We start from the raw sequence: 23,903 nt of genomic DNA on the forward strand, positions 1-23,903 counted from the left end.
GGATATGGCCCGGCAGCGATGTGCCGGGCCATATACCTCACCTTACCACTTATAGACACCACGAACGAACCAGGAGCCGCCCGTGAAGCCGAAAGGCGCGAACGTGTTGTACATGTTCGATCCCGTCGTTGATCCGGGCGCTGCAATCTCCTGAGGATATTCGTTGAACACGTTATTGGCCCCGGCAAACACGCTCAACGCTTCGCTGATGGCATAACCGATCTCCAGATCAGTGATCCATGCGGGATCAACGTCATAGTCTGCAGCCGGATTGGTTGCGTTCTGGACGGTATAAGAACCAAACCGAGTGGTGCGCGCATTTGCCGAGAAGCCGCCGAAAGTCCAGTCCAGCCCGAGCGTGATCTTGGAATCCGGAATGGCGGTGGTCAGGGCGTTCTGCTTGCTCCGGTCGAAAATCACAACATTCCCCAGGGCGGCAAGTTCCGGAGGATTTTCGATGATGCCGGTGATCTCGGTTTCATTCTTGTTGTAACCGGCCTTCAAGGCGAAATCACCAAAACTGTCCGTCGGCAGCGTGTAGGTACCCACCACATCGATACCTTCCGTTCGCGTATCGATGGCATTGGTGTAGTACTGCCCGCTGATCTCTGCCGGCAGGCCATTCGCCGTAAGAATATCCCGGATCCGGGCGTCGAGCGACGAGAAGGTCGTCGTCACGGCAATCCGGTCATCCACATCAATCCGGTAGGCATCGATGGTGATCGCCAGATTGTTCAGCGGCGTCAGTGTGAAGCCAAAGCTGATATTTTCCGAGGTCTCTGGCACGAGGGGGCTGGCCCCCAGGGCGATAGCGGCCGCAGAATTGACCGGCAGGTTCTTCAGAAGCAGCAGCTCATTCTCGCCGTCCCCGTCCAGATCGCGGAACTGGCTCGTCGTGGAGGAATAGGCCTGCTGGGCCAGGGTCGGCGCCCGGAAGCCTGTGTTGTAGGAGGCCCGCGCCGCTAGCCAGTCGGTAAGTTCATACCGGCCGTTGAGCTTGTAGATCAGCTCTTCGCCGGCGTCGTCATCGAAGCTCTCGAATCGCAGCGCGCCGGAGACAAAGAGCTTGTCGGTCGCGCTCCAGCCAAGTTCACCGTAGACGGACAGGTTGTTGCGATCAATCGAGCCGGCATCATCCGGACGGAAGCCGGGTGTGGCCTGAGAGCCGGGAGTCTGCAATTGCCCGGCGAACTGCTGACCCACCGGACGCACATAGGTGCCCGCGGCCCAGCTGGGTTCGTCGCCTTCCTCGATCTCGTATTTCTCAAGACGATGCTGGAGGCCGAAAGACACCTGCAGTTCGCCGGAGCTGCCAAGATCATAGGGGCGGGTCGCATCGAACGCGTTGACCCATTCGGAGGAGATCAGCCGGCCGACTTCGAAATGCGTCGGGCTCGTCGGGCCAAGGCTGGCATTCAGGCCGTTGTCATTCTCCCAGTCGGTGATGTCTGTGCCGTAGTTGGAAGAGAGATCCCAATCCCATCCATTGTAATTTCCACGAACGCCTCCGGCGATCTCGAAATCGTCTTCATAGATCGTGAGACGCGGCCGGAAGCCGTTGGGATAAACCTCCGGCAGGGAGGCGATGTTGTTGGGCGCCCGATAGGACCAGTCGAGTACGGACGTCCGCGCGCCATAAGTACCAAAGGCGTAGAGTTCGACGCCATTTGTTTCATAGCCAAGGTTGAGGCCGAAGGTGTGGGATGTTTGCGGGAAGGCGCCGTAATTCGTCGTCACGAGCCGGTCAATCGTCGCTTCGCGGGGATCGCGCACATTGCCGGGCAGCAGCGGATAAAGATTTACCGAATCGGCGATCGGCACGGCGCGGTTGGAAGCGTTGCGATCCATATAGCTGTAAGAGAAATGCGCAAAGCCGGACTCGCCGATGGCATAGCCCTGGTTGAGAGAGCCGGTCAGGAACTCACCGTCCGAACGGTCGAAATTCTCGCCGAAGCTGACTGAAGCCTCGCCGCCTTCGGGGCTGTCCTTCAGGATGATATTGATAACACCGGCAATAGCGTCGGATCCATACTGGGCCGCCGCGCCATCGCGCAGCACTTCGATACGCGCAATCGCCGAGGACGGGATCATGTTGAGGTCAACGCCCGCAGCGCCGTTATAAAGCGACGAGACCGAGTTGATCAGCGCCGTCTTGTGGCGGCGCTTGCCGTTGACGAGGACCAGGGTGTGGTCGGGGTTCAGGCCGCGCAGGCCGCCGGTAGCGATCACTGTGGCCGTGCCACCGCCTGCGCGGGTCGGCAGGTTAAAGGACGGCACCAGATACCGCAGGGATTCAAAAACGCCCGTGGGGCTGCCCTGCTGGATATCATCGGCCGAAAACACATCGATCGGTGTCGGGCTGTCGATGATCGAGCGCGGCGCGCCGCGCACGCCGGTTACAATGACTGTTTCCTGGACGCTGACACTGTCCTCTGCAGGACTATTTGCCGGTGCCGGTGTGGGTGGCGGCGTCGTGGTCGTCGCCGCCTGGGCCATCACTAAAGGGCGGGCCGGGCTGCGGCCCTCCTCGACCGAGGCGAGCTGGAGCGTAAGGGCGCCGCTTTTGTGTGTCTGAACGGTCAGGCCCGTACCCGTCAGCAGGTTACTCAGGGCCTGCTCGGGCGGAAACACGCCCTGAACAGCGGCAGATGTCTTGCCACTCACGAGTTCCACAGGCGCCACAATTACCATGTGCGACTGTTCGGAATACTTCACCAGCGCCTTGGCCAGCGACTGGGATTCGATCTCAAATGCCGCCGGTGAGCTGGTGGCTATCTGGGCGGAAGCCGCCGCGAATTGCAAAGCAGTCACCGAGACTGCGCTCGCCAGGCTGACCCGGAGAAGTGGAGGAAGCGTCTTGCGCATGTATGTGTAACCCCGATACGGGCGCCCCCTGCAGGCGGCCCTCATGAATGAGGACGAGCGTGCAGCGGCAATTATCCAAAATAAATGAGGTTCTGCGTTGAATGTTTCTTACATGCGCCCGGATATGCGCATGTTTTAAGCAGGGCTCACCCAACTTTTAAGCGCGCCTGGGAATTTTGCGGGGGTTACGAACCGCTCAGAACAATCCTGCCGGGGTCCGAATAATCCGCCACCAGACCATAGGTCACCTCAAGACCCGCAGCGAACTGGTCGATCTTTTCCACGCTGAAGGCTGCTGTCATCCTCAGATCGCCGATACCTTCTTCGTCCAGGATGATCTGACGGCGGCTGTAGCGATTGGCATCCGACACGATCTCGGCGAGGCTGGCGTTTTCATAGGTCAGCCATCCGCGCCGCCAGGGCGCCGCCTCTGCCGGCTCTATGGCGCCGAGCATGGCCTCCAAAGATCCGATGCGCGCCACAACTTCATCGCCGGCCCGCAGCACGTTCTTCTCTATGACCTCGCGGGACGCCTCGGCCTGTTGCGGCGTCTCGGCCTGAAGCACTTCGACAACCCCCTCCACTACCGCGACCCTTACCGTCTCGGGCCCCTGGCGCACATCGAAGCGCGTTCCCACCACGCGGATCAGGCGGTCCCCCACCTCGACGTAAAAGGGACGCGCCGGATCCGACGCCACATCGAAGAAGGCCTCCCCTTCCTGAAGCTTCACGATGCGCATCGTTTCGGTAAACGCCGGTTCGATACGGGAGCGGGCGCCGAGCGTCACGACGCTGCCATCAGCCAGATGGATATCGCGGATTTCCGCAATCATCGTTTCATAGGCCGGATCAGCCACAGACGAACCGGGCAAGGAGACACCCAAGCCAATCACCGCGCCGCCCACAACCATTACCATCAAGGCAATTGCCGCCATCAGCTGTTGAGGCCGGTGAACGAGTGGGCGCCACGCAGGCGCCGGAACTGGCCCGGGGGCGATTTCGACATCGCCCAGCTCCGGGATCAGCGCCAGATCGCTCATCAATTTTTCATAGCGCCGGAAGGCAAGTGAATGGACATGGTCTGCGGCGAGCCAGGCATTGAACTCTGCGATCTTCTCTGGCCGCGCATCGCCGGAATGCAGATAGACCGCCCAACCACGGGCGGCCGCCTCTATCCGGTTTTCCTTGCAGTTGTCCTGATTCACGTCAGATCGCCTATCCCCCGGCCGGTTAGTATTCTGATCAGTTTTTCAACGCTGCGGAGAGCGAAGCAAGCGCCGATTCCATCTGACGGTAGACATCCCCATATGACCAACCCGTTTCCTTGACAATCTGCTGGTAGGTATATCCCCGGTGCCTGTGGAGGCTGAGCACCACTTTCTGCTTGTGCGGCAACTGATCAATGGCGCGCCTGACAATCTCGAGCCGCTCCATATCCAGCAGGGCGCGCTCGGGCGAAATATCATCCTGACCTGCGTTGAGGAGTTCAGCCTGCATCGACCGGGCATAGGCGGCATGGCGCCCATTCCGGCGCTTGTGATCCAGGACGATGTTGCGTGCCGTCACCAGCAGCAAGGCCCGTGGATTGCGGACCTGCACAGCCTCACCAAGCTCGGCAAACCGCGCAAAGGCAGCCTGCGCGACATCTTCGGGTTCGGGCGGCCCAGAGCCAAATGCCCTCCGGAGCTGCTGGCAGAGATCCTTCCAGTAGGTCCGGTACAATTCCTCGACGGCAACCGCTTGTGACCGGCTACCGCCCGATGGCGCTGGCCGGCCGCTCTGGTCTATTGGCAGAGACCCCACAGGTGAATTGCTCACGTCCACGCCCGCATCTGTTCCACATTTGACATGCGTGGCCCTGTTGCTGCTGCGCATCAAGGCTTCGCACCGGATATACTTTTGGAAGCTGCCCTCTGCGCATAATCCAGTCAATGAGTATCCCAAATTGCCGGATTTTCCATGCCTCGAGGTCTTCGTGACCAACCCATGAAACATCACCGGCCATTATATTCCGGATAGGGATCACTCTATTTCCTGGCGGCGGCCCTGCCCCGGCGTTCTGGCGGTGCTTTCGCTTCGGGCGCATGAAAGCGCGCCCGGACTGGATCGATCACCGCGACCAGTGGCCAACCTGTCATCCCCCAGGAAACCGGGCTTCCGTATTGCCTGTGAAACCTACCCAACGGGCAGTGTTGCCTCAACACCGCACCTGACGCCCAGACACCCCGCACAAAGCTTAGGTGGACATCTTAGCCTGCATCGCTCACAACTTCCACATCAGCTTTCAATTGTAAATGTGTCCCACAATAATCGCTCCCGCATCCACCCGGAACGCAAACAAGTTGAGCAGGATCGCCTATGAATTTGGCACGCAGCGGGTTCCGCGCCATCGCGTACCTGTTTTACAATCCCATATATCCGCTTACGGAATTTTTTGGCGCCCGGCCCGCAAAGGATGTCCCAAGACCTCCAGTTTTTTTGCCGCCCCCGTTCAGGGCGAAGCCCAGGGATTGGCCCACCACAGTTAGCATCTGACCCCCGTGAAAGAGCAAAGACCCAATTTGCAAACCATTGTGAATGTGTCTCAACACGGGGAAGACCATGCTCATCAAGACCTTGAAAGTACCACTCCTCGCCAGTTGCTCTGTTCTGGCAATCGGCCTGTTTCCATGCCTTGCCATTGCCCAGGAAGCGGAGAAGCCGGAATCTGCGCTGGTCAACGAAACCATTCTGGTGACGGCCTCCAAGCGGGAACAGTCGCTCAGAGAAGTTCCAGGATCCATTTCCGCGCTCTCAGAATCGGCGCTTCAGGATCTGAACGCGCAAAGCCTTTCCGATTATATCACGCGCATTCCAGGTGTCGTATTCAACGACTATCAACCCGGGGTGTCGGAAGTAGTGATCCGCGGCGTTGCCTCGACGACGTATCATGAGGCCAACCAGACCGCGACGGGTTACTATCTCAACGAAATCCCGCTGATCGAGCCCGGCTTCCCTCTGGTCATTCCGGACGTTGACTCTTTCGACCTGAAGCGCGTCGAGGTTCTGCGCGGCCCGCAGGGCACACTGTTTGGCTCGTCCTCCCTCGGCGGCGCCATCAATTATGTTGCCAAGGAAGCCGACCCGAGCGGAATGGAGGCGGGCCTGGAAGGCATGATCGCGTCAACCAAGGGCGTGGACGAACTGTCCTATGCCGCAAAGGGCATGATCAACCTGCCCGTGATCAAGGACAAACTCGCCATCCGCCTGGTGGGGCTGCAACGCTTCGACTCCGGCTACCTTGACAATACGCTCCTGGGGGAAGACGGCAGCAACGATCTGGGTGTAGATGGCCTGCGCGCCTCTGTCGTTTTCACACCGACCGAGACGACCCGCATTTCCGCATTGAGCATGTATCAGAAATACACCCTTGATGATCAGACATATGTGCTGTTTGGCGCGGATCCGGAAACCTTTGAACGCGCCACCAATGTTGCAGAATATCAGAATACGGACTTCACGCTTCACAGTCTGCGTCTGGATCAGGAGTTTGATTTTGCAACCCTGACCGTCGTGGGATCCTATGTTGAAAAGTCCGCCGACCTGGCATTCGACTATTCGATTTTCGGCGGCAACGACCCGCGCACAAACACCCCTCTTCTCTCGTCCGGCTCGGGCGAGTCGACAACCGACTATCTGGAAGTCCGCCTCACATCCCCGGATGAAGGCCCGCTGACATGGATTGTCGGGGCCAACTATACGAAACTCAAGTCCGAGAATACTGACGCGCTCTATCTGGAAGGCATCGCCGCCTATATCGACGCCAATCCGGCCGAGTTCAACAATCAACCCGGCAGTCTCCTGGCTCCCGGCGACCTGTCAGAGCGGACGGTCAGCTCCAATTCGGTGACCGAACAGGCATTGTTCGGTGAAATCAAATATGCGTTCTCTGATCAGCTTTCGCTTACGCTGGGAGGACGTCTGTTCGAATACGAATCCAGCCCGCGTCTGACTTATCTGCCAAACGCAAACCTTATCGACCCGTTCGATTACCAGCCTCCGGCTGGAAAGGAATCGAGCTTTGTGCCGAAGGTTTCGCTGACCTACACCCCCAACGATGACATAATGGTATATGCTCTCTATTCTGAGGGTTTCCGGATTGGTGGGGTTAACGTCTATTCGGTGGCCTCCCCCGATCTTCCGCTGGCCTTTGGCAGCGATGCCACCAAGAACTATGAGATCGGCGCACGGATTGACCTGATGAATGACAGGATTTTCCTGGATGCCACCGTCTATCACATCGACTGGGAAGACGTTCAGGCCCGCCTGTTCACCAGCGATTACAGGGCCTACACCGTGAATGGCGGCGGCGCCGAAATTGACGGCGTAGAGCTGGTTGCCACGATTGCGGCCACCGAGCAGCTCAATCTGTCAACGAGCATTTCCTACAATGATGCCCGCCTTTCCAGCCTGCTGCCCGGTGAGAATGCGCCCGCTGGAACCCGTCTTCCGGGCGCGTCGGAATGGACCATCGCAAACACTGCTTCCTACCGGTTCGACACGCTTCCCTGGCAGCCCTTCGTGTCCCTGAACCACCGCTACCTTTCCGAAGCCCCGGTGGATTTTGCCGGCAGCCTGGAAAAGGGCGACTACCATATCTTCGACCTCAATGCTTCCTTCGACGTGTCGAGCAATGTCCAGCTCAGCCTGTTCGCAAAGAACCTTCTTGATGAATATGGAATCCTGAATGCGCCCTTTGCCTTTGCGGGTTCGGTAACCCGGCCACGCAGCATCGGGATGTCTCTTCGGTACAATTTCAACTGACCGGATCATCACCCAAGACAGAGCGGCGGACGTTTCCTCCCACGTCCGCCGCTTCTTTTTTGTCCGGCGTTTCTAGTCAAATGTCCTGATGAAAGCAGCGACATTGTCTCCCAGCGCCGCCACATTATAACCGCCCTCCATGACAATAGCGGTCGGCAGGCACAGGCCGGCAATGGCCTGGCTGAGGGTGGCGAAATCCTTGTGCAGTATCCTGAAGTTCGAGATCGGATCATCTTCAAAAGTGTCGGCGCCAAAAGACAGCACCAGGAAATCTGCGCCCCAGTTGGAAATCGCCTCCAGCGCAATGCCCAGCGTTTTCAGATAAGCGTCTATCTCTGTTCCATGCGGTAATGGCAGATTCAGATTGCTGCCTCCAGCGCCCCATTCATCTGCATCCCCCCAATAAAATGGATAGTCTGTTTGCGGGTTGGCGTGGATCGACACAAACAGCACGTCGGGATCTTCATAGAAGATGTCCTGCGTTCCGTTTCCGTGATGATAGTCGATATCGAGGATCGCGACCCGCTTGCGGCCAAGCTGTTGAGCGTGGCGGGCCGCGATCGCAGCATTGTTCAGATAGCAGTACCCGCCCATATAATCACGGCCGGCATGGTGACCTGGCGGCCGGCAGAGCGCAAAGGCACTCCTGGCGCCAGTTTCCTGGACATGGGCCACGGCCGCCACGGCAGACTGCGCAGACCAGTAGGCGGCGCTCCAGGTATCCGCCGTAATCGGGGTCGACGCATCGAAACTGAACTGGCCCATTTTGGCATCGATGCGGACGAGATCCGCGATCCGCCGGCGGACGACCGGAAAGGTATAGCCGATCGCATCCCCTGTCCTTCCGGCGGCGAGCCATTGGCTGTGCGCGGTCTGCAGAAACTCCAGGTACCCCGCATCGTGCACGGCGAGCAATGGCTCCATACCATGATCGGCCGGTGCCTCAAGCGCCGGGAACTGGCCGGCAATGTGTTTCACACGATCAGGCTTTTCATTGTAGGGAACCCATTCTCCATTGTGGAGTTCGCGCAGGGGTGCATGAAGGGTCTGGCGGGGGTCGAAATAGACGATCAAGGCGCACTCCTGCATCGTGATGGGGACAAGCAGAAGAGGTTAGCCGAGACCAAGGCTGGCCGCCATGACGAGACAGGCCAAAACTTCACTGGAAAGGGCACGCCCCGGGCCAGACTCCATCCGCCTTGCCCTTAGGCGTCAACCGGGCTGGGCGAGATTTCTGCCACGGTCAGGAAGTGAATGCTGAAACGGTGGTTTTTATCGGTCCAGACCGCCTGCGGACTGAACCCTGCGGCTTCGGCAAGCGCCTGGAACCCTTCAACATCGTATTTGTGCGATGATTCTACATGTATCCTTTCACCGCAGTCAAAATCGAATGCCTGCCCGCATACCGTCACCGTCTGCCGGCACCGGCTGACCAAATGGATATCGATGGCGAAGGTGGACGGATTATAGTGTGCCTCGTGCCGGAAGGCTGATAGCTGGAAATCACCATCCAGTTCGCGGTTGATGCGCCGCAGAAGGTTCAGGGTGAATGCGGCGGTCACGCCCGCCCGGTCATCATAGGCGGCCTCAAGCTCTGCCACGGGCTTGATGAGGTCGACGCCAACGATCATGGCGCCCCCTGCGCCCAGACAGTCGCGCCAGCCGGCCAGAAAGTGGCGTGCCTGTGGCCGGGTGAAGTTTCCGATGCTCGATCCGGGGAAAAAGCCGGCGATCCTTCCCTGGTCTGGCAGGGGCAGTCTGAATCCGGTTCTGAAATCCGCCCAGACAGCATGTACCGGCAGGCCGGGATAGTCCAACGCAGCCTGCCGCGCCGCCGCGCCCAGCGCCGCCTTAGAGATATCGACGGGTATGTAGGCGGCCGGATCCTCCAGCGCCTCCAGAAGAAGGCGCCCCTTACGGCTTTCTCCCGAACCAAATTCAACCAGACGAACGCTGGGACCGGCAATATCTGCGATCTCCGCTGCCTTGTCTTCCAGAAGGCACAACTCCGTACGCGTAATATAATACTCAGGCTGCCGGCAGATTTGTTCGAACAGGTCTGATCCGGTCTTGTCGTAGAGAAACCGGAACGGCACTGCCTTGTCCGTCCGGCCCAAGCCCTCGAGAACCGCATGGGAAAACAATTCCGGTCCCGGATCACGGTCGTGCCAATGGAAATTGGCAGGGCTTTTCAGATCAGACATCGGAAGCAAGGCGCACCCCCGAAAAAGCCCATCTGGCAGCAGGCGGATAGAAGTTGCGATAAGTGAGCCGCGCATGGCCGGGCGGAGTTACGCAGGCACTCCCCCGAAGCACCATCTGCCCCGACATGAATTTGCCGTTATACTCCCCTGCGGCGCCTTCCAGGGGCCTGAAACCGGGGTATGGGCCATAAGCGCTTGCCGTCCACTGCCAAACGGCGCCGAAAACCTGCTGTGGGCCCGGCCCTGCCGCCGCAGGTTCCGGCATGGGGTGGAGCGAGGTTCCCTTCTCCGGCCACACCTCTCCAGCCGCGCGTTCCCATTCCTGTTCGGTGGGAAGGCGCGCGCCCGCCCAGCGGGCAAAGGCATCTGCCTCATAATAGCTGACATGGCAGACCGGTTCGCGAGGGCGAACTTCCCGCTCGCCGGTGAGCGTAAACTGGGTCCACCGGCCCGGCGCCTGCATGGACCAGTATAGCGGCGCGCGCCAGCCCTCTGCCTGAGCGATGGCCCATCCTTCCGACAGCCAGAATTCGGGGCGCTCATAGCCACCCGCTTCCATGAAGGCGAGCCAGTCGCCGCACGTCACCAGATGCCTTCCTATGCGAAAGGCGTGGGTTCATGCCTTGTGGCGCGGCCGCTCATTGTCAAAAGCGAAACCCTCCTGCGAAGCACCGATATTGACCAGCGCTTCCTTGAATTCGAGCCAGGGCGCCTGCCTGCGCGCCGCCAGCATACAGGCGCCAGATGGATATTCCGGCAGATAGGAGGGACGGCCGGGATTGGAAAAGAGCAGATGCTTGATATCCATCAGGATAAGCTCCTGATGCTGCTGTTCATGCTGAATTCCCAGCTTCAGCAGCGGCGCGGCGGCATTCCATTCAGGGTCACTTGCGACATCAAGGAAGCCGCAAATCGCGGCATCGACCTCGCGGCGATAGGCCCTGACCTCATCCAGCGACGGCCGTGTTATGAGCCCGCGCCGGGCCCGGGGATGTTGTGCTCCGATCGTGTCGTAATAGGAATTGAATATATGGTTCAGTTGAGGGCCGGCAACGGGCGAAGAAAACCGCGAAAGGAGAAAGATATCGAAGAACCAGCTCGTATGTCCCAGATGCCACTTGGCGGGACTGGCATCTGGCATCGACTGAACTTGCTGATCTTCGGCGCTCAAGGGCGCAGTAATCTTCAGCGTAGCCGCACGCGTCTCAAGAAAGGCTGACCGCAATTCTTCCCTGCCCGTACCGGGCCGGGCCACCGACAGTTCGCCATGGGCCATCTGCATGTATTCCTCACTTTGCCTGGCGTTTACTCTGCCCAACGCCGCGCTTACTGAATTGTTCCGTAGCGACAGTCGTGGAATTTTCCTCTGTCTACTGACATATTGAAGAAAGACGGCCCTCCGCTCAAACTTGCGCTGACCCGTAAAATTTCGCACCCCGCCGGAACCGATACAGGTTTCGTGCGCTGGTGTCAGAGCATGTAGAAAGACCGCCCACCGGACCTGCGGTTCGCTACCGAGGTGCGGACGTGGATTTTCGGCCATGCTGCCGCGAGCGACGGCGGCATTCATGGGAGACTGAGCGATGGCAGCAGGGGCCGCTACCGAACGCCGTGCCTGGCACCAGGCCTATCTCTTCTTTTCGACACTTGCGGGGATGCTGGGCCTCGCCATGGCAGGGCTCGGTCTCTGGCTCGCCGTGCTTGGGGGCACGCTCTATTATCTTCTGGCGGGTCTGGTCCTGCTCGCCGCGACAGTCTTCAGCTGGCGTGGAGAGCATCGCATATCCCTTCTCCTTTACGCGGCCGGGTTTGCTGGAACCGTGGTCTGGTCTTTGATGGAAATCGCCGGAAAGGGCTGGTTACCAGCCTGGGGCATCGATCTGGCGGGACGCATCGGCCTTCTGGGTGGTCTGATCGCTGCTGTCGCCCTCAGCTACCTCATGTGGCGCGTACCTCCCGGCGAGCCGCTTCGCCAGTTTGGCCTCTTTTCCCTGCTTGGCGCAGCCGTGGCGGTGGCCGCACTTATGTTGATTTATTGGGAACGGGTGGAAGCGGCCGGCCCCGCGCGCCAGTTGGCCGTCGCGGACGGATCCTCCGGAAATTCACAGGCGGAGGCCGGGGCAGACTGGCGTGCTTATGGCGGCACAGCCGGCGGCCGGCGCTACTCGTCCCTGAACCAGATCTCCGTGACGAATGTGGCCGGGCTTGAAGAGGCATGGACCTTCCAGACAGGCGACCTCAATCCGAATGAAGGCCGTGTGTTCTATTCCTCTCAGAATACGCCGATCAAGGCCGAGGATTTTCTTTATATCTGTACACCAACAAACAAGGTCTTTGCTCTTGATCCGGGATCGGGCGAAGTGCGCTGGAGTTATGATCCCGGGGTTCCGCACACGTCCATGGAATCCCTTTTTTCAGCGGCCTGCCGCGCCGTTGCGTATCATGATGATGGCGAGCCGGCAGGCCGGCCCGAGGCAATCGACCACATGCCGGCGGTGGAAGGCGCCATCGGCGCCGTGCCCCGCGGCGGAAGCCAATGCCACCGGCGCATTTACGTCTCCACCGCCGACGGCCGCCTCATCGCGCTCGACGCTGTCGGAGGGTTCCTCTGCGAGGATTTTGGCGAGGGCGGAACAGTAGATATGACAGCGGGGATGGGCCTGCGCGCGCCTGGCTTTGCGTCCAATACATCGGGGGCAACGGTCGCTGGCGGGCTTCTGATCCTTGGCCAGCAGGTCAGCGATAATCAGCGGCGCGACGCCCCCTCGGGCGTGGTGCGCGCCTATGATGCCCGCACCGGAGAGCTTCGCTGGGCGTGGGACGCCCTGCGCCCCGATCCGCAGGCGCTGCTCGCCCCCGGCGAAATTTATCCGCGCGGCACACCGAACGTCTGGAACGTCATTTCAGCAGACGAATCCCTAGGGCTCGCCTTTCTAGCCACCGGTAACGCAGCGGCTGACCAGTGGGGCGGCAACCGCCTGGCAGAAGAAGACCGTGTCACGGATGCCGTCATCGCCGTCGATCTGGAAACAGGTGCCGAACGGTGGGTCTACTCAACGATTACACACGATCTGTGGGACTATGATCTGGGCGCCCAGCCGGTTCTCGTGGACGTGACCATTGAAGGGGTAGCGCGCCGGGCGATCCTGCAGGCGAGCAAAACAGGCAACCTGTTCCTGCTTGATGCTCTCACGGGGGAGCCATTGCGGCCTGTCGAGTCCCGGCCAACGCCCCAGGGCCCGCCCCCTGGCGACTGGGTCGCGCCAACCCAGCCCCAATCTGTCTTTTTCCCCAATATCGGAGGCGTTCCCGGGCGCGATCCCGAGCAGATTGATGCGCGGCACGCTTTCGGCCTCACACCGGTCGACGCCGCGCTGTGCCGGATCAGCTTTCACCGCCACCGCTATGAAGGGATGTTCACGCCGCCCACGCCCGAGGGCGAAGGCATGCTGCTCTTTCCCGGCACGGTGGGCGGACTCAACTGGGGCGGTGTGGGCTACGACCCTGACCGCCGGCTGATCATCGCCAATAATTCCCGCCTGCCAAATCGCGTTGTGCTCCATCCCCGCGATGAGGTCAGCGATCTGCCCGTGGGATCGGGGGGCGCCCGTCCCGACCAAGCCATTGCTCCCCATGCCGGCACGCCATTCGGTGTTACCCGGCCTATATGGTGGTCGCCACTGAAGGTCCCCTGCATCTCGCCGCCCTGGGGCTACATAACTGCAATCAGCCTTGATACAGGTGAAATTGTCTGGACACGGCCTTTGGGAACGGGCTTTGATACCGGACCGCTGGGCATACCCACCTTCCTCAAGATCCCCACAGGCACGCCAAATCTTGGCGGGCCGCTTGTCACCGCTGGCGGGCTGACCTTCATCGGAGCTGCGCAGGATAACTTCTTGCGGGCATTTGAAACGGAAACCGGCAAGCTCGTCTGGGAAGCGCGCCTGCCCGCAGGACCGCAGGCGGGCCCCATGACCTATGAGCATGAGGGCCGCCAGTACGTCGCGGTTTCGGCCACCGGCCATGCGCGGTTTGAGACGACGCCTGGCGACTATCTCAAGGTATACGCGCTTCCGGACGCCCGGTAGCTGACACCTTCAAGGGAGAGCGCTTAGCAGAAATTCAGAGCTTGTCTTCGCTAGGCGGCAGGATTGAAGAGCGCACGTCTCGCAAGATCGTCCGGATTTCTGCCGTGTAGCCAGCGGCGGCGGCAAAGGCATCCACCGGAACAGCGCCAGGATCCTCCTGCGCATCCTGAGGCGGAAACGGCTCCCACAGCTCGGCAACCAGCCGCGCGACCTTGTCCGCCGGCAGTTCCTTTACCAGCCACATCAGCAGCCGGCGCTGGGCAGTGAGCCGCGCTTCCAATTCTTCCAAACCAATCGGTTTCATCGTCCGCGCTCCATTTCTTTGCGGCGCTATTGATCAGGCAGCCCATCGGCGAAAGTCGCCTGACGCGCTCCGCCTGCTGCATGAGGCAAGCCGGCAAAATCTGGCAACACCTCATAATCTATGGGCTTATAGCGGAAATTGTTGGATTGCCCGGCGGAGCAACTGGTCAGCCCGACAATCATATCCATCCGGGCCCGGAAGACAATGGAGTTGCCCGGCCGGCTCAGCGGCGGCAGCACCTTGATCTCTCCACTGTCTCCGTCTACGGCAACATTCATGAAGCAGTTGAAGGCAATGGGAATCCGGTCCGGCGAAATGCCCCAGGGCTTCAGAACACGCTCCAGATTTTCCTGGCATCCGCCGGACGGAGACTCCTCACCATAGATAATGCGGAAGGTGTCTTTTGAGCATGGGGTCAGCGTGAAATCGTGCCGGCCGACCTCATCGGCGACGATATCAAACATCTCGCGGCTTCTGTTTGAATAGAGGCGGTCGCCGGTAGTGAGATAAAGCCGGCTGGCATAATCCAGCGATCTGCCGGAAGATAAAAACTCCCCGGTATCGGCGGCGGCAAATGCCACCATGTCGCTGACCTGTTCCCCTTCCGGGTCGGTCACTTTCAGATATTGCCCCGCCTTGATCAAAAAGGCGGCGCCGGATTTTGGGGGAATGCGCTGCATGGTCTATACCTTTGGTTTGAAGGGGCAGGTCCAGTCATCTCCAACAAGACGCCCGGAATATTGGCGAGCCTCGGAAAGCTCCCCGAAGTCAGTCAGCATCGGATTCACAGACCCTGCACTGGCTTTCTCGCGCTCCCGGATAATGGTTTTCATCTGATCAAAGCGTCCATCCGCCCTCAGACGATCAAACTGGTCGTGGGAATTAAACACCAGGGCGGGATGGCTGAACCGGCGGGCCGGCCGGGAGGCGCCGGGATGAAGACCGATCACGAAAAACGCCTCGCCACACACACTAACGGAGAAATGGGGCGAAGAGGGATCCGGTGAGGTTCCCGCCGCCCAAGGCGCTCCGGTGACAGCGTCCAGATTGTGCAGACACTGCAACCGGTTCCAGAGCGCTCTTTCGAAGGCGGCCTCGGACAATTTGTCCGGCCCTCTGAAGATTGCAGTGAAGGACTGTACAACCGGGCCGGTTTTGTCGAGCTTGCGAATGAAGCCGAGCAGATCTTCCCGCAACTCCACATCATCCGCCGGAGTAGTGATGTCTTCATAAAGGCCCACAACAAGCTCGTTCCGGGCCAGCGCGGATTTGGCGCCGACACAGGGAAAGCTGTCGGACCGGATGAATTCTGTAAGTTCGTCTTTATACTCATTTGTGTCCGAAAGGGTTATCATGGCAAACCTGATCTGACTTTTACACCGGGTGCACAAAAACGCTGCAGTCCCAAAGAGGTTCCTGATGCTTATCAGACCAGACGATCCTTATCCTGATGAAATTAGACTAACATTGAGGGTGGGATGGAACCATTCCCCCAAGAGTTCGTTCATTCTAAATGTTCAGCGCGCCCTTCAGTACGAAGGCGTCGCAAAATCAACTCAATCGGGATCCTGCTCGGGATCGGATCGGCGCTTCGGCCCTGAACTTTCTTCGCCCTGATCGGTAAGCGTGGGAAATTCTCCCTGGTTTTCGAGCGCCTCAATGGGCTCAGCTTCGGGCTCACTCAGGGATTGAGACAACGGAATGGTCCCGGCATGGGGAGCTTGCTCAATTGCCACGAGCTGAGCGGCCTCTTCTTCAAAAGCCTCTGCGCCAGCGGCAGGCCGGCCAGCCTCTTCCCAAAGGTGCCAGGCCCTCTCGCGTATCTTTGCGCTTCGCTGTTGGGAACTTTGGGGCTTGGACATTGAGTCTCTCCTTCATGAGCCCCCTTGCACCCAAACTCCTGGTTCACCGGCGGGTTCCAGGGCTACGGATATATGTGCTTATTCGCTCTGGCTTTTGCGGGCGCGGATCGACTTGCTCGGCTCGATATCGCGGCTAGGATAGAGGATCACACGGTCACCCTCGGAAAGACCGGACGCCACAACGGCGTAACGCGTATCCTGAGGCCCGATAGCGACCGGGGTGAGCACAGCTTTGCCATTCTCCTCGCGGAAGACGGCCCAGCCGCTGCCCTGCCGCACAAGCGCGGCGACCGGCACGCGCTGCTCATCCCTGCCCGACCAGACAAGGGCGAACACCTCCATCCGGTAGCCATGGCCCAGACGCTGAACCTGCGGATCGGCGTCAGTGTTGGAAAAATCGATGATCACGTTGACGCGCTGCTCTTCAATGCCGAGGGCCGATACCTTGCGGAAGCCAAACGGCTCCACCATCCGTACACGCCCCTCCAGAGGCGCCTCTCCGCCCCAGGCTTCGATACGCACAGGCGCGCCGGGAGCAATGCGCACGGCGTCGTCGGACAAATATTCGGCGACAATCTCAAGGCTGGCCGGGTCACCGATCTCCAGGATAGGCGCGCCTGCGGCGATGACCGCTTCACTTTCCTGCATGACCCGCAGCACCCTTCCCGTGACCGGCGCGCGGATGTCGATGACGTCGGCTGCTCGCTGCCCGTTGCGGGGCGGGGTGAGCCGCAACGCGGCGCCACTTCTCTCCGCCGCCGCACGGGTAACGCCGGCCGCCGCCGCATTGCGCCTGGTCTGCGACGCCTCCAGTTCGGCGCGCGCCCGGTCGAGCGCCGCCTGGGAAGAAATACCCCGGGCGAAAAGTGTTTCTGCGCGTTCTGCTTCCCGCCGGGCAAGATCGAGCGCAGCTTCGGCTTCTGCCAAACCGGCTTCGGCCGCGCTGTAGGCCGCAGTCGATGCCCTGAGGGCGGCTTCTGCTTCGCTCCGGCTGCGCGGGTCGAGCAATGCAGCCTCTCCTGGCAGGAGGACAGCAACAACTGCCCCGGCCTGCACGGTTTCGCCCACAGGATTTCCGATCCGGAGGAGGCGTCCGGCCTGGGGCGCGGAGACAAGATAGATATCGCGAACCCGCGTGCGCCCTTCCTCCCGAACCTCGACATTGATCTCACCGCGCGAGATGTCGCTGAGCTGAACCTCCAGCGCGCGGGGCATGAAGGCAGAGACGAGCAGCAAGGCCAGAATGATCGCGGCACCGGCCCACAGATAATGCCGGAACACAAGTTGCGGGAGGCGGAAGGGCATTGGTGTCTCCATCACTGAAGGCCCTTGAGGGCTTCGACGAGGTCCAGCCGGTCGATCTGATGACGCACGAGCAGGCTCGACAGGGCCGCCGCGCCCAGGATGATGAGCGTGGCAAAAGCGTAGGTCGCGGGGTTGATGACGAAAGGCAGGCGGAACAGGTCCGAGGCCATGGCGTGTGAGAAATACACCGACAATCCTGCCCCGGCGATCAGGCCCAAGGGAATGGCCGCAAGGGTCAGCAGCGCCACTTCGCCCAGCAGGATGTAGGAGACGGCGCCGCGCGAGAAACCCAGCACGCGCAAGGACGCCAGTTCCCGCTGACGCTCAATGAAGCTGATCCGCACAGTATTGTAGACGACGCCCAGCGCAATGACGGCAGCGAAGATAACAAACACGCCGAGTGACACGCCGAGATTTTCGTCCATCAAGTCTGACAAACGGTCCCGCGCCTTATTCTGAAGGGTTACGCCGGTGACGAGCGGCGCGTCGCGAAGCTTGTTGTGGACTGCGGTTTCCTGTTCCGGATCCAGGCGAAGATAGAGCCCGGAGGCTAGCTGGCTTTCGCCCACAAGCCGGGCCAGATCGCCAGCTTCCATCTGGGCGCCTGACCCGAAATAGGTCTCCGCGATCGCAGAAACCGGCAGGGTCCGAACCGGGCGGCGCCCTTCCAGGACACTGATCCGAACCTCTTCGCCTGCCGATATGGAGAGGCGCGCGGCCAGATCAGACGAGAGGACAAGGCCGCCCGGCGGCGGTGTGACGGGGCGCCCCTGGCCGTCCAGAAGACGGGAGAGTTCAGCGCCCTCCACCACGCCCATAATCACAACCCGTTCGCTGCGCTGGGCGGCTTCCAGCTTGACCGGCACGGCCCTGAACGCCTCTGCCAGGGTCACCCCGGGGATACGGGCCACCTCCCGTTCCGCGCGGGCGTCCCGGGCTTCATTGAAGGTAACGGCGGCGTCGTAACGGTTGGCCTCGGCGAAATGGGCCGAGATCATATAGTGCATGGCATCGGTCATGGTCATGACCGAAATCAGCAGCGCCAGCGAAGCGGTAACGCCGCTGACCGTCAGCGCGGCCCGGCCCGGCCAGCGCACGATCTGGCGCAGAATCATCCGGGTTTGCTGATCGATGAAGTCAGACTTTGTGATCAAGGTCCCGGCGCCGCGCGAAAAATCCGGTGGCGGGGGCGGGTTCATGGCCTCAGCGGGATTCAGCCGGGCGACACGGCGGACAGCGACGAGCCCGCCACCAATCACGGCGACCGCGGACACCGCGCAGACAATCACATAATCTGTCAGGCTGGCCCGGAAGATGAGATACGGAAAATCATAATAGCGGATATACATCGCGGTCAGCCGGTGACCAAACCAGGCGCCGAGCAGAATTCCCATCAGCGCCCCGATGCCGCCTATAATCATCAGCAGGCGGAAATAGTGCATCGTGACCTCAAGGTCACTGTAACCATATGCCTTCAGAAGCCCGATTGCGGGCCGCTGTATCTGAACCAGGCGAGAGACGACCACATAGACAAGGAAGGCGGCAACGGCGAGAAATACGGGCGGCACAACCCGCCCCAGTGTTCGCAGCTGGTCGATCTCGCTGGAGACGAATGCATCAGAAACCTGATCCTTGCGCCCATAGGCGCCCAGACCTCCATAGGGCGCAAGCAGCCGGTCCATCTCGGCAATCGCCGGAGCTTCCTGCGCAAGATCGCGCAGACGGAAAACGGCCTCAGTAAAGCTGCCACGGCGGTCCGTAAGCTGGGCCAGAGGAAGATGGCTCATCCAGAGCACGCCGAACTCGGCTTCATCCGGCACAAGCTGGCCCGGCGCGATGCTGTAGACATGTTCTGCCGACAGAACAAAGCCGGTGATCGTCAGACGAAACTTCGATCCTTGCACGATCACATCCAGACTGTCGCCTGGCGACAAACCGTTCGCGAGCGCAAACCCCTTCAGCACCGCCGCCTCGTCGCGGCGATGGGGATCCGGCAGCCGGCCGAGCTCCAGATACAACCTGTTGACCGACGCTTCCCGGCCTTCCGGCAGAGAGATCAACTCTCCGGCAGCGAAACCGCTCTTGCCTGGCACCTCAATTCGCGCCGGCATGCGGATGCGGGCTTCAACCGCCTGGACCCCATCAATGGCGGCAAGGGCCGGGGCAATACGATCCGGGGCACGCACAACCGGCGCCCAGATATCCGCCATCAGCGATTGCTCGTAATAGACGCGCCGGGTTTCCTGCAGAGAGGTCATCAGGCCCGCTGACAGGAGCTGAATCGACACACCGCCGGCAATTACAAACGCAATCGCAAGCACCTGCATGCGGATGTTCCACAGGTCGCGCAGCAGCTTGCGATCAAGAATGCCAAGCCAGGCGGGCAGATGAACGAAGCTCACCAGGAAATCTCACCAGGCTCGATCCGCGTCCGGTTCTCTCTCACCTCCCGGACCAATCCGTCAGAGAACTCGATCACCCTATGCGCCATTGCCGCGATACCGGCATTGTGTGTGATCAGCAGCGTCGTGGCATTTAGATTTTCGTTCACCGTCTTGAGCGCTTCGAGCACGCGCACACCCGTCCGGGAGTCGAGCGCGCCCGTCGGTTCATCGCACAGCAGCACATTCGGCTGTTTGGCCACCGCCCGCGCGATGGCAACTCGCTGCTGTTCACCGCCCGAAAGCTGGGCTGGAAAATGGTTCGCCCTCTCTTCCAGCCCCACGAGCGCGAGCGCTTCGTGGGGCGGCATAGGATTCTCCGCGATTTCCGTTACCAGCGCCACATTTTCCCAGGCCGTCAGGCTCGGCATCAGATTGTAGAACTGGAACACGAAACCGACATGACGGCGCCTGTAATCCGTCAGCGCACGATCCGTCGCTTTTGAAATATCCTGCCCCCGGTAGAGGACCGTCCCCCCTGTCGGGCGGTCGAGGCCACCGATAATATTGAGAAACGTGGACTTCCCGCTGCCCGAAGCACCGAGAACAACGACCAGTTCGCCCTTCGGAAGGTCGAGATCGATTCCGCGGAGAGCATGGACCGCCGCTGCGCCAGCCCCATAGATACGCCGAAGTCCGCGGACCTCGAAACAATTGCCCGCATCAGAAAGGGCGGGGGCGATTGTGTGCGGCATGAAACCCTCGCTCCGGTTTCGGTGGGCGGCCTTTCATCCTGTTCATACTAGGACACAGGCCAGAGCGGCCCTAGGTAATACTCCCTAGGCGGGAAATCCCCCAAGAAAGAAGATAAGCTGTTTTGGCCCCGCGAACCTATGGCCCGGCAGCCTGCTGATGTCCGCCCGCCCGCAATTGGCCCGCGCGCAGCCGGATCTGTTTCTCCGTTTCGATAATTGCAAAGAAGGCTGCGCCCACAGCGATTATCACAGCGCCGTCGAAGAGGGAAACCGGCGCGGTGCCGAAAATCTCCTGCATCGCTGGAATGTAGGTAACGGCAAACTGCGCCGCAGTGACCGTCAGCACCGCGAACCAGACAAACCGAGTGCCCTTTACGGCAGCCCAGGTCAGTGACGTGCCGTATATGTTCCGTATAAAGAACAGATGGAATATCTCGAGCACAACGAGGGTGTTCAGCGCGATGGTACGCGCCACTTCGTTAGAATATCCCCGGTCTACCGCATAGATATACATGCCATAGACTGCCGCCAGGAACAGCATGGACACCAAAACGATATGCCAGACGAGCCCGCCGGTCAGCAGCGGTTCGTTGCGGGGGCGTGGCGGCCGGCTCATGGTGGATTTCTCGGTCGGTTCAAATGCGAGGGCAAGCCCAAGCGTCGTGGCCGTGATCAGGTTTATCCAGAGTATCTGGATCGGCGTCATCGGAAGAGCAAAGCCAAACACCAGCGCGACAAGGATCGTCGCAGCCTCGCCGGCATTGGTCGGCAGGGTCCAGCTGATCACCTTCTTGATATTGTCATAGACGGTGCGGCCTTCCTGAATGCCCGCAACGATGGAGGCGAAATTGTCGTCTGCCAGCACAAGATCGGCTGCCTCTTTGGCCGCTTCCGATCCCTTTCGTCCCATGGCGATGCCTGCATCTGCCCGTTTCAGTGCGGGCGCATCGTTCACGCCGTCGCCGGTCATGGCGACGCTGAGGCCGCGCGCTTGCAAGGCCGTTACGAGACGCAGCTTATGCTCCGGGCTGGTCCGGGCGAAAATGTTGGTGCGCTCGATCAACTCCTGCAGCTGAGCATCGCTGATCATGTCGAGATCAGCGCCGGTCAGCACCGTGTCCGGATTCAGCAAGCCGATCTGGCGTCCGATCGCGGCAGCTGTGCCAGCATGGTCGCCGGTGATCATCTTCACCGCGATGCCCGCCTTGTGACAGGAAGCAACCGCTTCAATCGCTTCGGCCCGCGGAGGATCAATCAGGCCCACCAGTCCGAGAAGAACGAGGCTTTCTCCCAGAACTGCGGGGGCAAAAACATCCGGCGCCGTATCGAGCCGCCGTTCTGCCAGCGCCAGCACCCGCATCCCCTGACCGGCTATGTCGCTGCCCACCTGTTGCCAGAACCTGGCATCGACCGGCTCAGCTGTTCCATCGGCAGCACGCTGATGGGTGGCCATCTCGACAATTCGTTCGGGCGCGCCCTTGACGCAGATCAGGGCGCCGCCGCCGTCTGCCCGGTGAAGCGTTGCCATGTAACGTGTGGCAGAATCGAAAGGTATCTCGGCAATACGCGGCAAGATGGCCTCGGCAGCAGCCCGGTCAACCCCAAGCTTTCCGGCAAGCGCGATCAACGCGCCCTCCATCGGATCCCCCTCCACCTGCCAGTCGCCCTCCACCTCGACAAGGCTGGCGTCGTTACAGAGGGCAGCAACCCTGGAGAGAGCCTCCAGTGTGGACGGATCACCCCCCTCGACCTCGCCGCGCGGCGCGTAGCCTTCTCCGCCGATTTTCCAGGCGCCTGCAGAAGTGACGACAGCGCTGACCACCATTTCGTTCCGGGTCAGAGTGCCCGTCTTGTCCGTGCAGATGACCGAGACCGAGCCGACCGTCTCGATCGCGGGCAGCCGCCGGACAATCGCATTTCGCCGCGCCATTGCCTGCACGCCAACCGCCAGCGTGATCGTCAGCACTGCCGGCAAGCCTTCAGGAATGGCGGCCACTGCAAGGCTGACCACCGCCATGAACACGTCGATAAACGCGAAGTGATCGACGAAGTATCCAAAGATGAGCAGTACCAGCGATATCAGCAGGATCATGACCGTCAGCCAGCGCGCGAAACCGGCAATCTGAATCATCAGCGGGGTGCTCAGCGTCTGCACATCGCCCAGCAACCCGCTTATCCGTCCGATCTCGGTATTCTTTCCGGTTGCCGTGACGACGCCGCGCGCTGTGCCGGAGGCAACAAGCGTTCCACTGAACAGCATGGACTTCCGGTCGCCCAGCGGCACATCGGCAGCCACCGGCTCGATCTGCTTGCTCACCGGCAGAGATTCCCCGGTGAGAATCGCTTCCTGAACCTGAAGGTTGTTCGCTTGAATCACGCGCAGGTCAGCGGGCACCTTGTCGCCCGCTTCCAGCAATACAATGTCGCCCGGCACCAGCGCTTCGCCTTCCACCGTCAGCCTGTGCCCGCCGCGCAATACCGAAGCATGAGGCGAGAGCATGTTGCGGATCGCCGCCATCGCCTGTTCGGCGCGCCCTTCCTGAATGTAGCCGATCAGGGCGTTGACGATCACTACGGCAAGGATAACCGCCGTATCGATCCAATGCTGGAGCAGCGCCGTCACCAGTCCGGCGCCGATGAGGACATAGATCAGCACATTGTGGAAATGAGAAAGAAACCGGAGCACGGGATGGCGCCCTTTTGGAGCGGGCAACCGGTTCGGGCCGTACTTCTCCAGGCGGAGGGCGGCTTCACCACCCGTTAGTCCCAGGACGGCATCGCCTTTTAAAGCTGCAAGGCTCTCTGAGGCAGGGGCGGCGTGATGCGCGGCTGCGCCAACGGTCTGTTCCAAGGACTGGCCGGTCATGGGGGCCTCCAAATTGCCTGCTATGCGTAAGCACGGGCCGCAATCTGTTCCCTTAGAACCGTAGCGAAATTGGCCCTTCGCGTCTTACGCTCTGCATGTGTCGCCATTATTCATGCCGCCCTAGGGAGACCCCCGCAAGTTCGGCTTTTACGTATTCGTTCCAGCCGGAAGCTGGCCGGCAATCACAGAACGGTTTTCGATGCAGACGCGGCCCAACTTCCGCAGACGCACAAATCCAGGTCTCGCCTCTCTGCCGAGCCGCGCATGGCTTGAAGGCAGTTAGGTAGTTCTCCTGATGGGAAAACTGCGAAGCTGCTTCCAATAATTAACCATAAGGCGGAGACACAGGCGGACCAGAAGATGGGCGTGGGGGAAAATCAATCGAGCAATCCCAAGGGATGGGCAGTTGCCATGCTTCTTGCGTTTTCCGCTGTCGGCTGTGCATCAATGCCCGCTCCTTCAGAAAC

Annotated in this window: 16 protein-coding genes; 2 read left to right on the forward strand and 14 right to left on the reverse strand. The window is 60.5% G+C overall.

The genetic code is table 11. From position 1 onward, the window contains the following. Positions 1-42: 42 nt before the first annotated feature. The 3 genes from BBF93_RS12340 to BBF93_RS12350 form a co-directional block, all read right to left on the reverse strand. Positions 43-2,865 (reverse strand): TonB-dependent receptor, encoded by a 2,823-nt coding sequence (locus tag BBF93_RS12340; RefSeq protein WP_162786546.1) that lies wholly within the window; start codon positions 2,863-2,865, stop codon positions 43-45. Between the two features lie 185 nt (positions 2,866-3,050). After that, the gene (locus BBF93_RS12345) at positions 3,051-4,070 is read right to left on the reverse strand and encodes a FecR domain-containing protein (RefSeq protein ID WP_114106108.1); all 1,020 of its coding nucleotides are present in this window, start codon (positions 4,068-4,070) and stop codon (positions 3,051-3,053) included. A 37-nt stretch (positions 4,071-4,107) separates the two neighbouring features. Continuing rightward, positions 4,108-4,683 (reverse strand): RNA polymerase sigma factor, encoded by a 576-nt coding sequence (locus BBF93_RS12350; protein WP_162174023.1) that lies wholly within the window; start codon positions 4,681-4,683, stop codon positions 4,108-4,110. 783 nt (positions 4,684-5,466) lie between these two features. Here BBF93_RS12350 and BBF93_RS12355 point away from each other — a divergent pair. Next, positions 5,467-7,668 carry a TonB-dependent receptor gene (locus BBF93_RS12355; RefSeq protein ID WP_162786547.1) on the forward strand — a complete coding sequence of 734 codons (2,202 nt, stop codon included), beginning with the start codon at positions 5,467-5,469 and terminating at the stop codon, positions 7,666-7,668. A gap of 72 nt (positions 7,669-7,740) precedes the next feature. Here BBF93_RS12355 and BBF93_RS12360 read toward each other — a convergent pair whose 3' ends face one another. The 4 genes from BBF93_RS12360 to BBF93_RS19825 form a co-directional block, all read right to left on the reverse strand. Next, positions 7,741-8,742, reverse strand: a complete 1,002-nt coding sequence (locus BBF93_RS12360; RefSeq protein WP_114106110.1) for a histone deacetylase family protein — start codon at positions 8,740-8,742, stop codon at positions 7,741-7,743. A gap of 131 nt (positions 8,743-8,873) precedes the next feature. Further along, a complete protein-coding gene (egtD, locus tag BBF93_RS12365) occupies positions 8,874-9,872 on the reverse strand; it encodes an L-histidine N(alpha)-methyltransferase (protein WP_114106111.1) in 999 nt (332 codons plus the stop codon). Beyond that, a complete protein-coding gene (locus tag BBF93_RS19820; protein WP_233349115.1) occupies positions 9,865-10,458 on the reverse strand; it encodes an SUMF1/EgtB/PvdO family nonheme iron enzyme in 594 nt (197 codons plus the stop codon). The genes egtD and BBF93_RS19820 overlap by 8 nt, the downstream gene beginning before the upstream one ends. A 30-nt stretch (positions 10,459-10,488) precedes the next feature. Beyond that, entirely contained in the window at positions 10,489-11,442 is a 954-nt protein-coding gene (locus BBF93_RS19825) for a DinB family protein (protein WP_233349116.1), read from the reverse strand. Between the two features lie 13 nt (positions 11,443-11,455). Between BBF93_RS19825 and BBF93_RS12375 the strand changes: the two genes are divergently transcribed. Then, the gene (locus tag BBF93_RS12375) at positions 11,456-13,963 is read left to right on the forward strand and encodes a pyrroloquinoline quinone-dependent dehydrogenase (protein WP_114106112.1); all 2,508 of its coding nucleotides are present in this window, start codon (positions 11,456-11,458) and stop codon (positions 13,961-13,963) included. A gap of 34 nt (positions 13,964-13,997) precedes the next feature. On the opposite strand, the gene BBF93_RS12380 is transcribed toward BBF93_RS12375, so the two are convergent. The 7 genes from BBF93_RS12380 to BBF93_RS12415 form a co-directional block, all read right to left on the reverse strand. Next, positions 13,998-14,267 carry a hypothetical protein gene (locus BBF93_RS12380; protein WP_114106113.1) on the reverse strand — a complete coding sequence of 90 codons (270 nt, stop codon included), beginning with the start codon at positions 14,265-14,267 and terminating at the stop codon, positions 13,998-14,000. Positions 14,268-14,293: 26 nt separating this feature from the next. Continuing rightward, positions 14,294-14,947, reverse strand: coding sequence for a DUF1989 domain-containing protein (locus BBF93_RS12385; protein WP_114106114.1), 654 nt, complete (start codon positions 14,945-14,947; stop codon positions 14,294-14,296). 3 nt (positions 14,948-14,950) lie between these two features. Further along, on the reverse strand, positions 14,951-15,622 hold the full coding sequence (gene gntA / locus BBF93_RS12390; protein ID WP_114106115.1) for a guanitoxin biosynthesis heme-dependent pre-guanitoxin N-hydroxylase GntA: 672 nt from the start codon (positions 15,620-15,622) through the stop codon (positions 14,951-14,953). A gap of 585 nt (positions 15,623-16,207) precedes the next feature. Beyond that, the gene (locus BBF93_RS12400) at positions 16,208-17,434 is read right to left on the reverse strand and encodes an efflux RND transporter periplasmic adaptor subunit (RefSeq protein ID WP_162786548.1); all 1,227 of its coding nucleotides are present in this window, start codon (positions 17,432-17,434) and stop codon (positions 16,208-16,210) included. 11 nt (positions 17,435-17,445) lie between these two features. Then, complete coding sequence (locus BBF93_RS12405) at positions 17,446-19,836, reverse strand: ABC transporter permease (RefSeq protein ID WP_114106118.1); 2,391 nt, start codon at positions 19,834-19,836, stop codon at positions 17,446-17,448. Beyond that, complete coding sequence (locus tag BBF93_RS12410; protein ID WP_114106119.1) at positions 19,833-20,570, reverse strand: ABC transporter ATP-binding protein; 738 nt, start codon at positions 20,568-20,570, stop codon at positions 19,833-19,835. Before BBF93_RS12410 ends, BBF93_RS12405 begins: the two co-directional genes overlap by 4 nt. Before the next feature lie 136 nt (positions 20,571-20,706). Further along, positions 20,707-23,436, reverse strand: a complete 2,730-nt coding sequence (locus BBF93_RS12415; RefSeq protein ID WP_114106120.1) for a cation-transporting P-type ATPase — start codon at positions 23,434-23,436, stop codon at positions 20,707-20,709. Positions 23,437-23,903 lie beyond the last annotated feature (467 nt).

The organism is Hyphomonas sp. CACIAM 19H1 (assembly GCF_003325995.1).
GTDB classification, from domain to species: Bacteria; Pseudomonadota; Alphaproteobacteria; order Caulobacterales; family Hyphomonadaceae; genus Hyphomonas; species Hyphomonas polymorpha.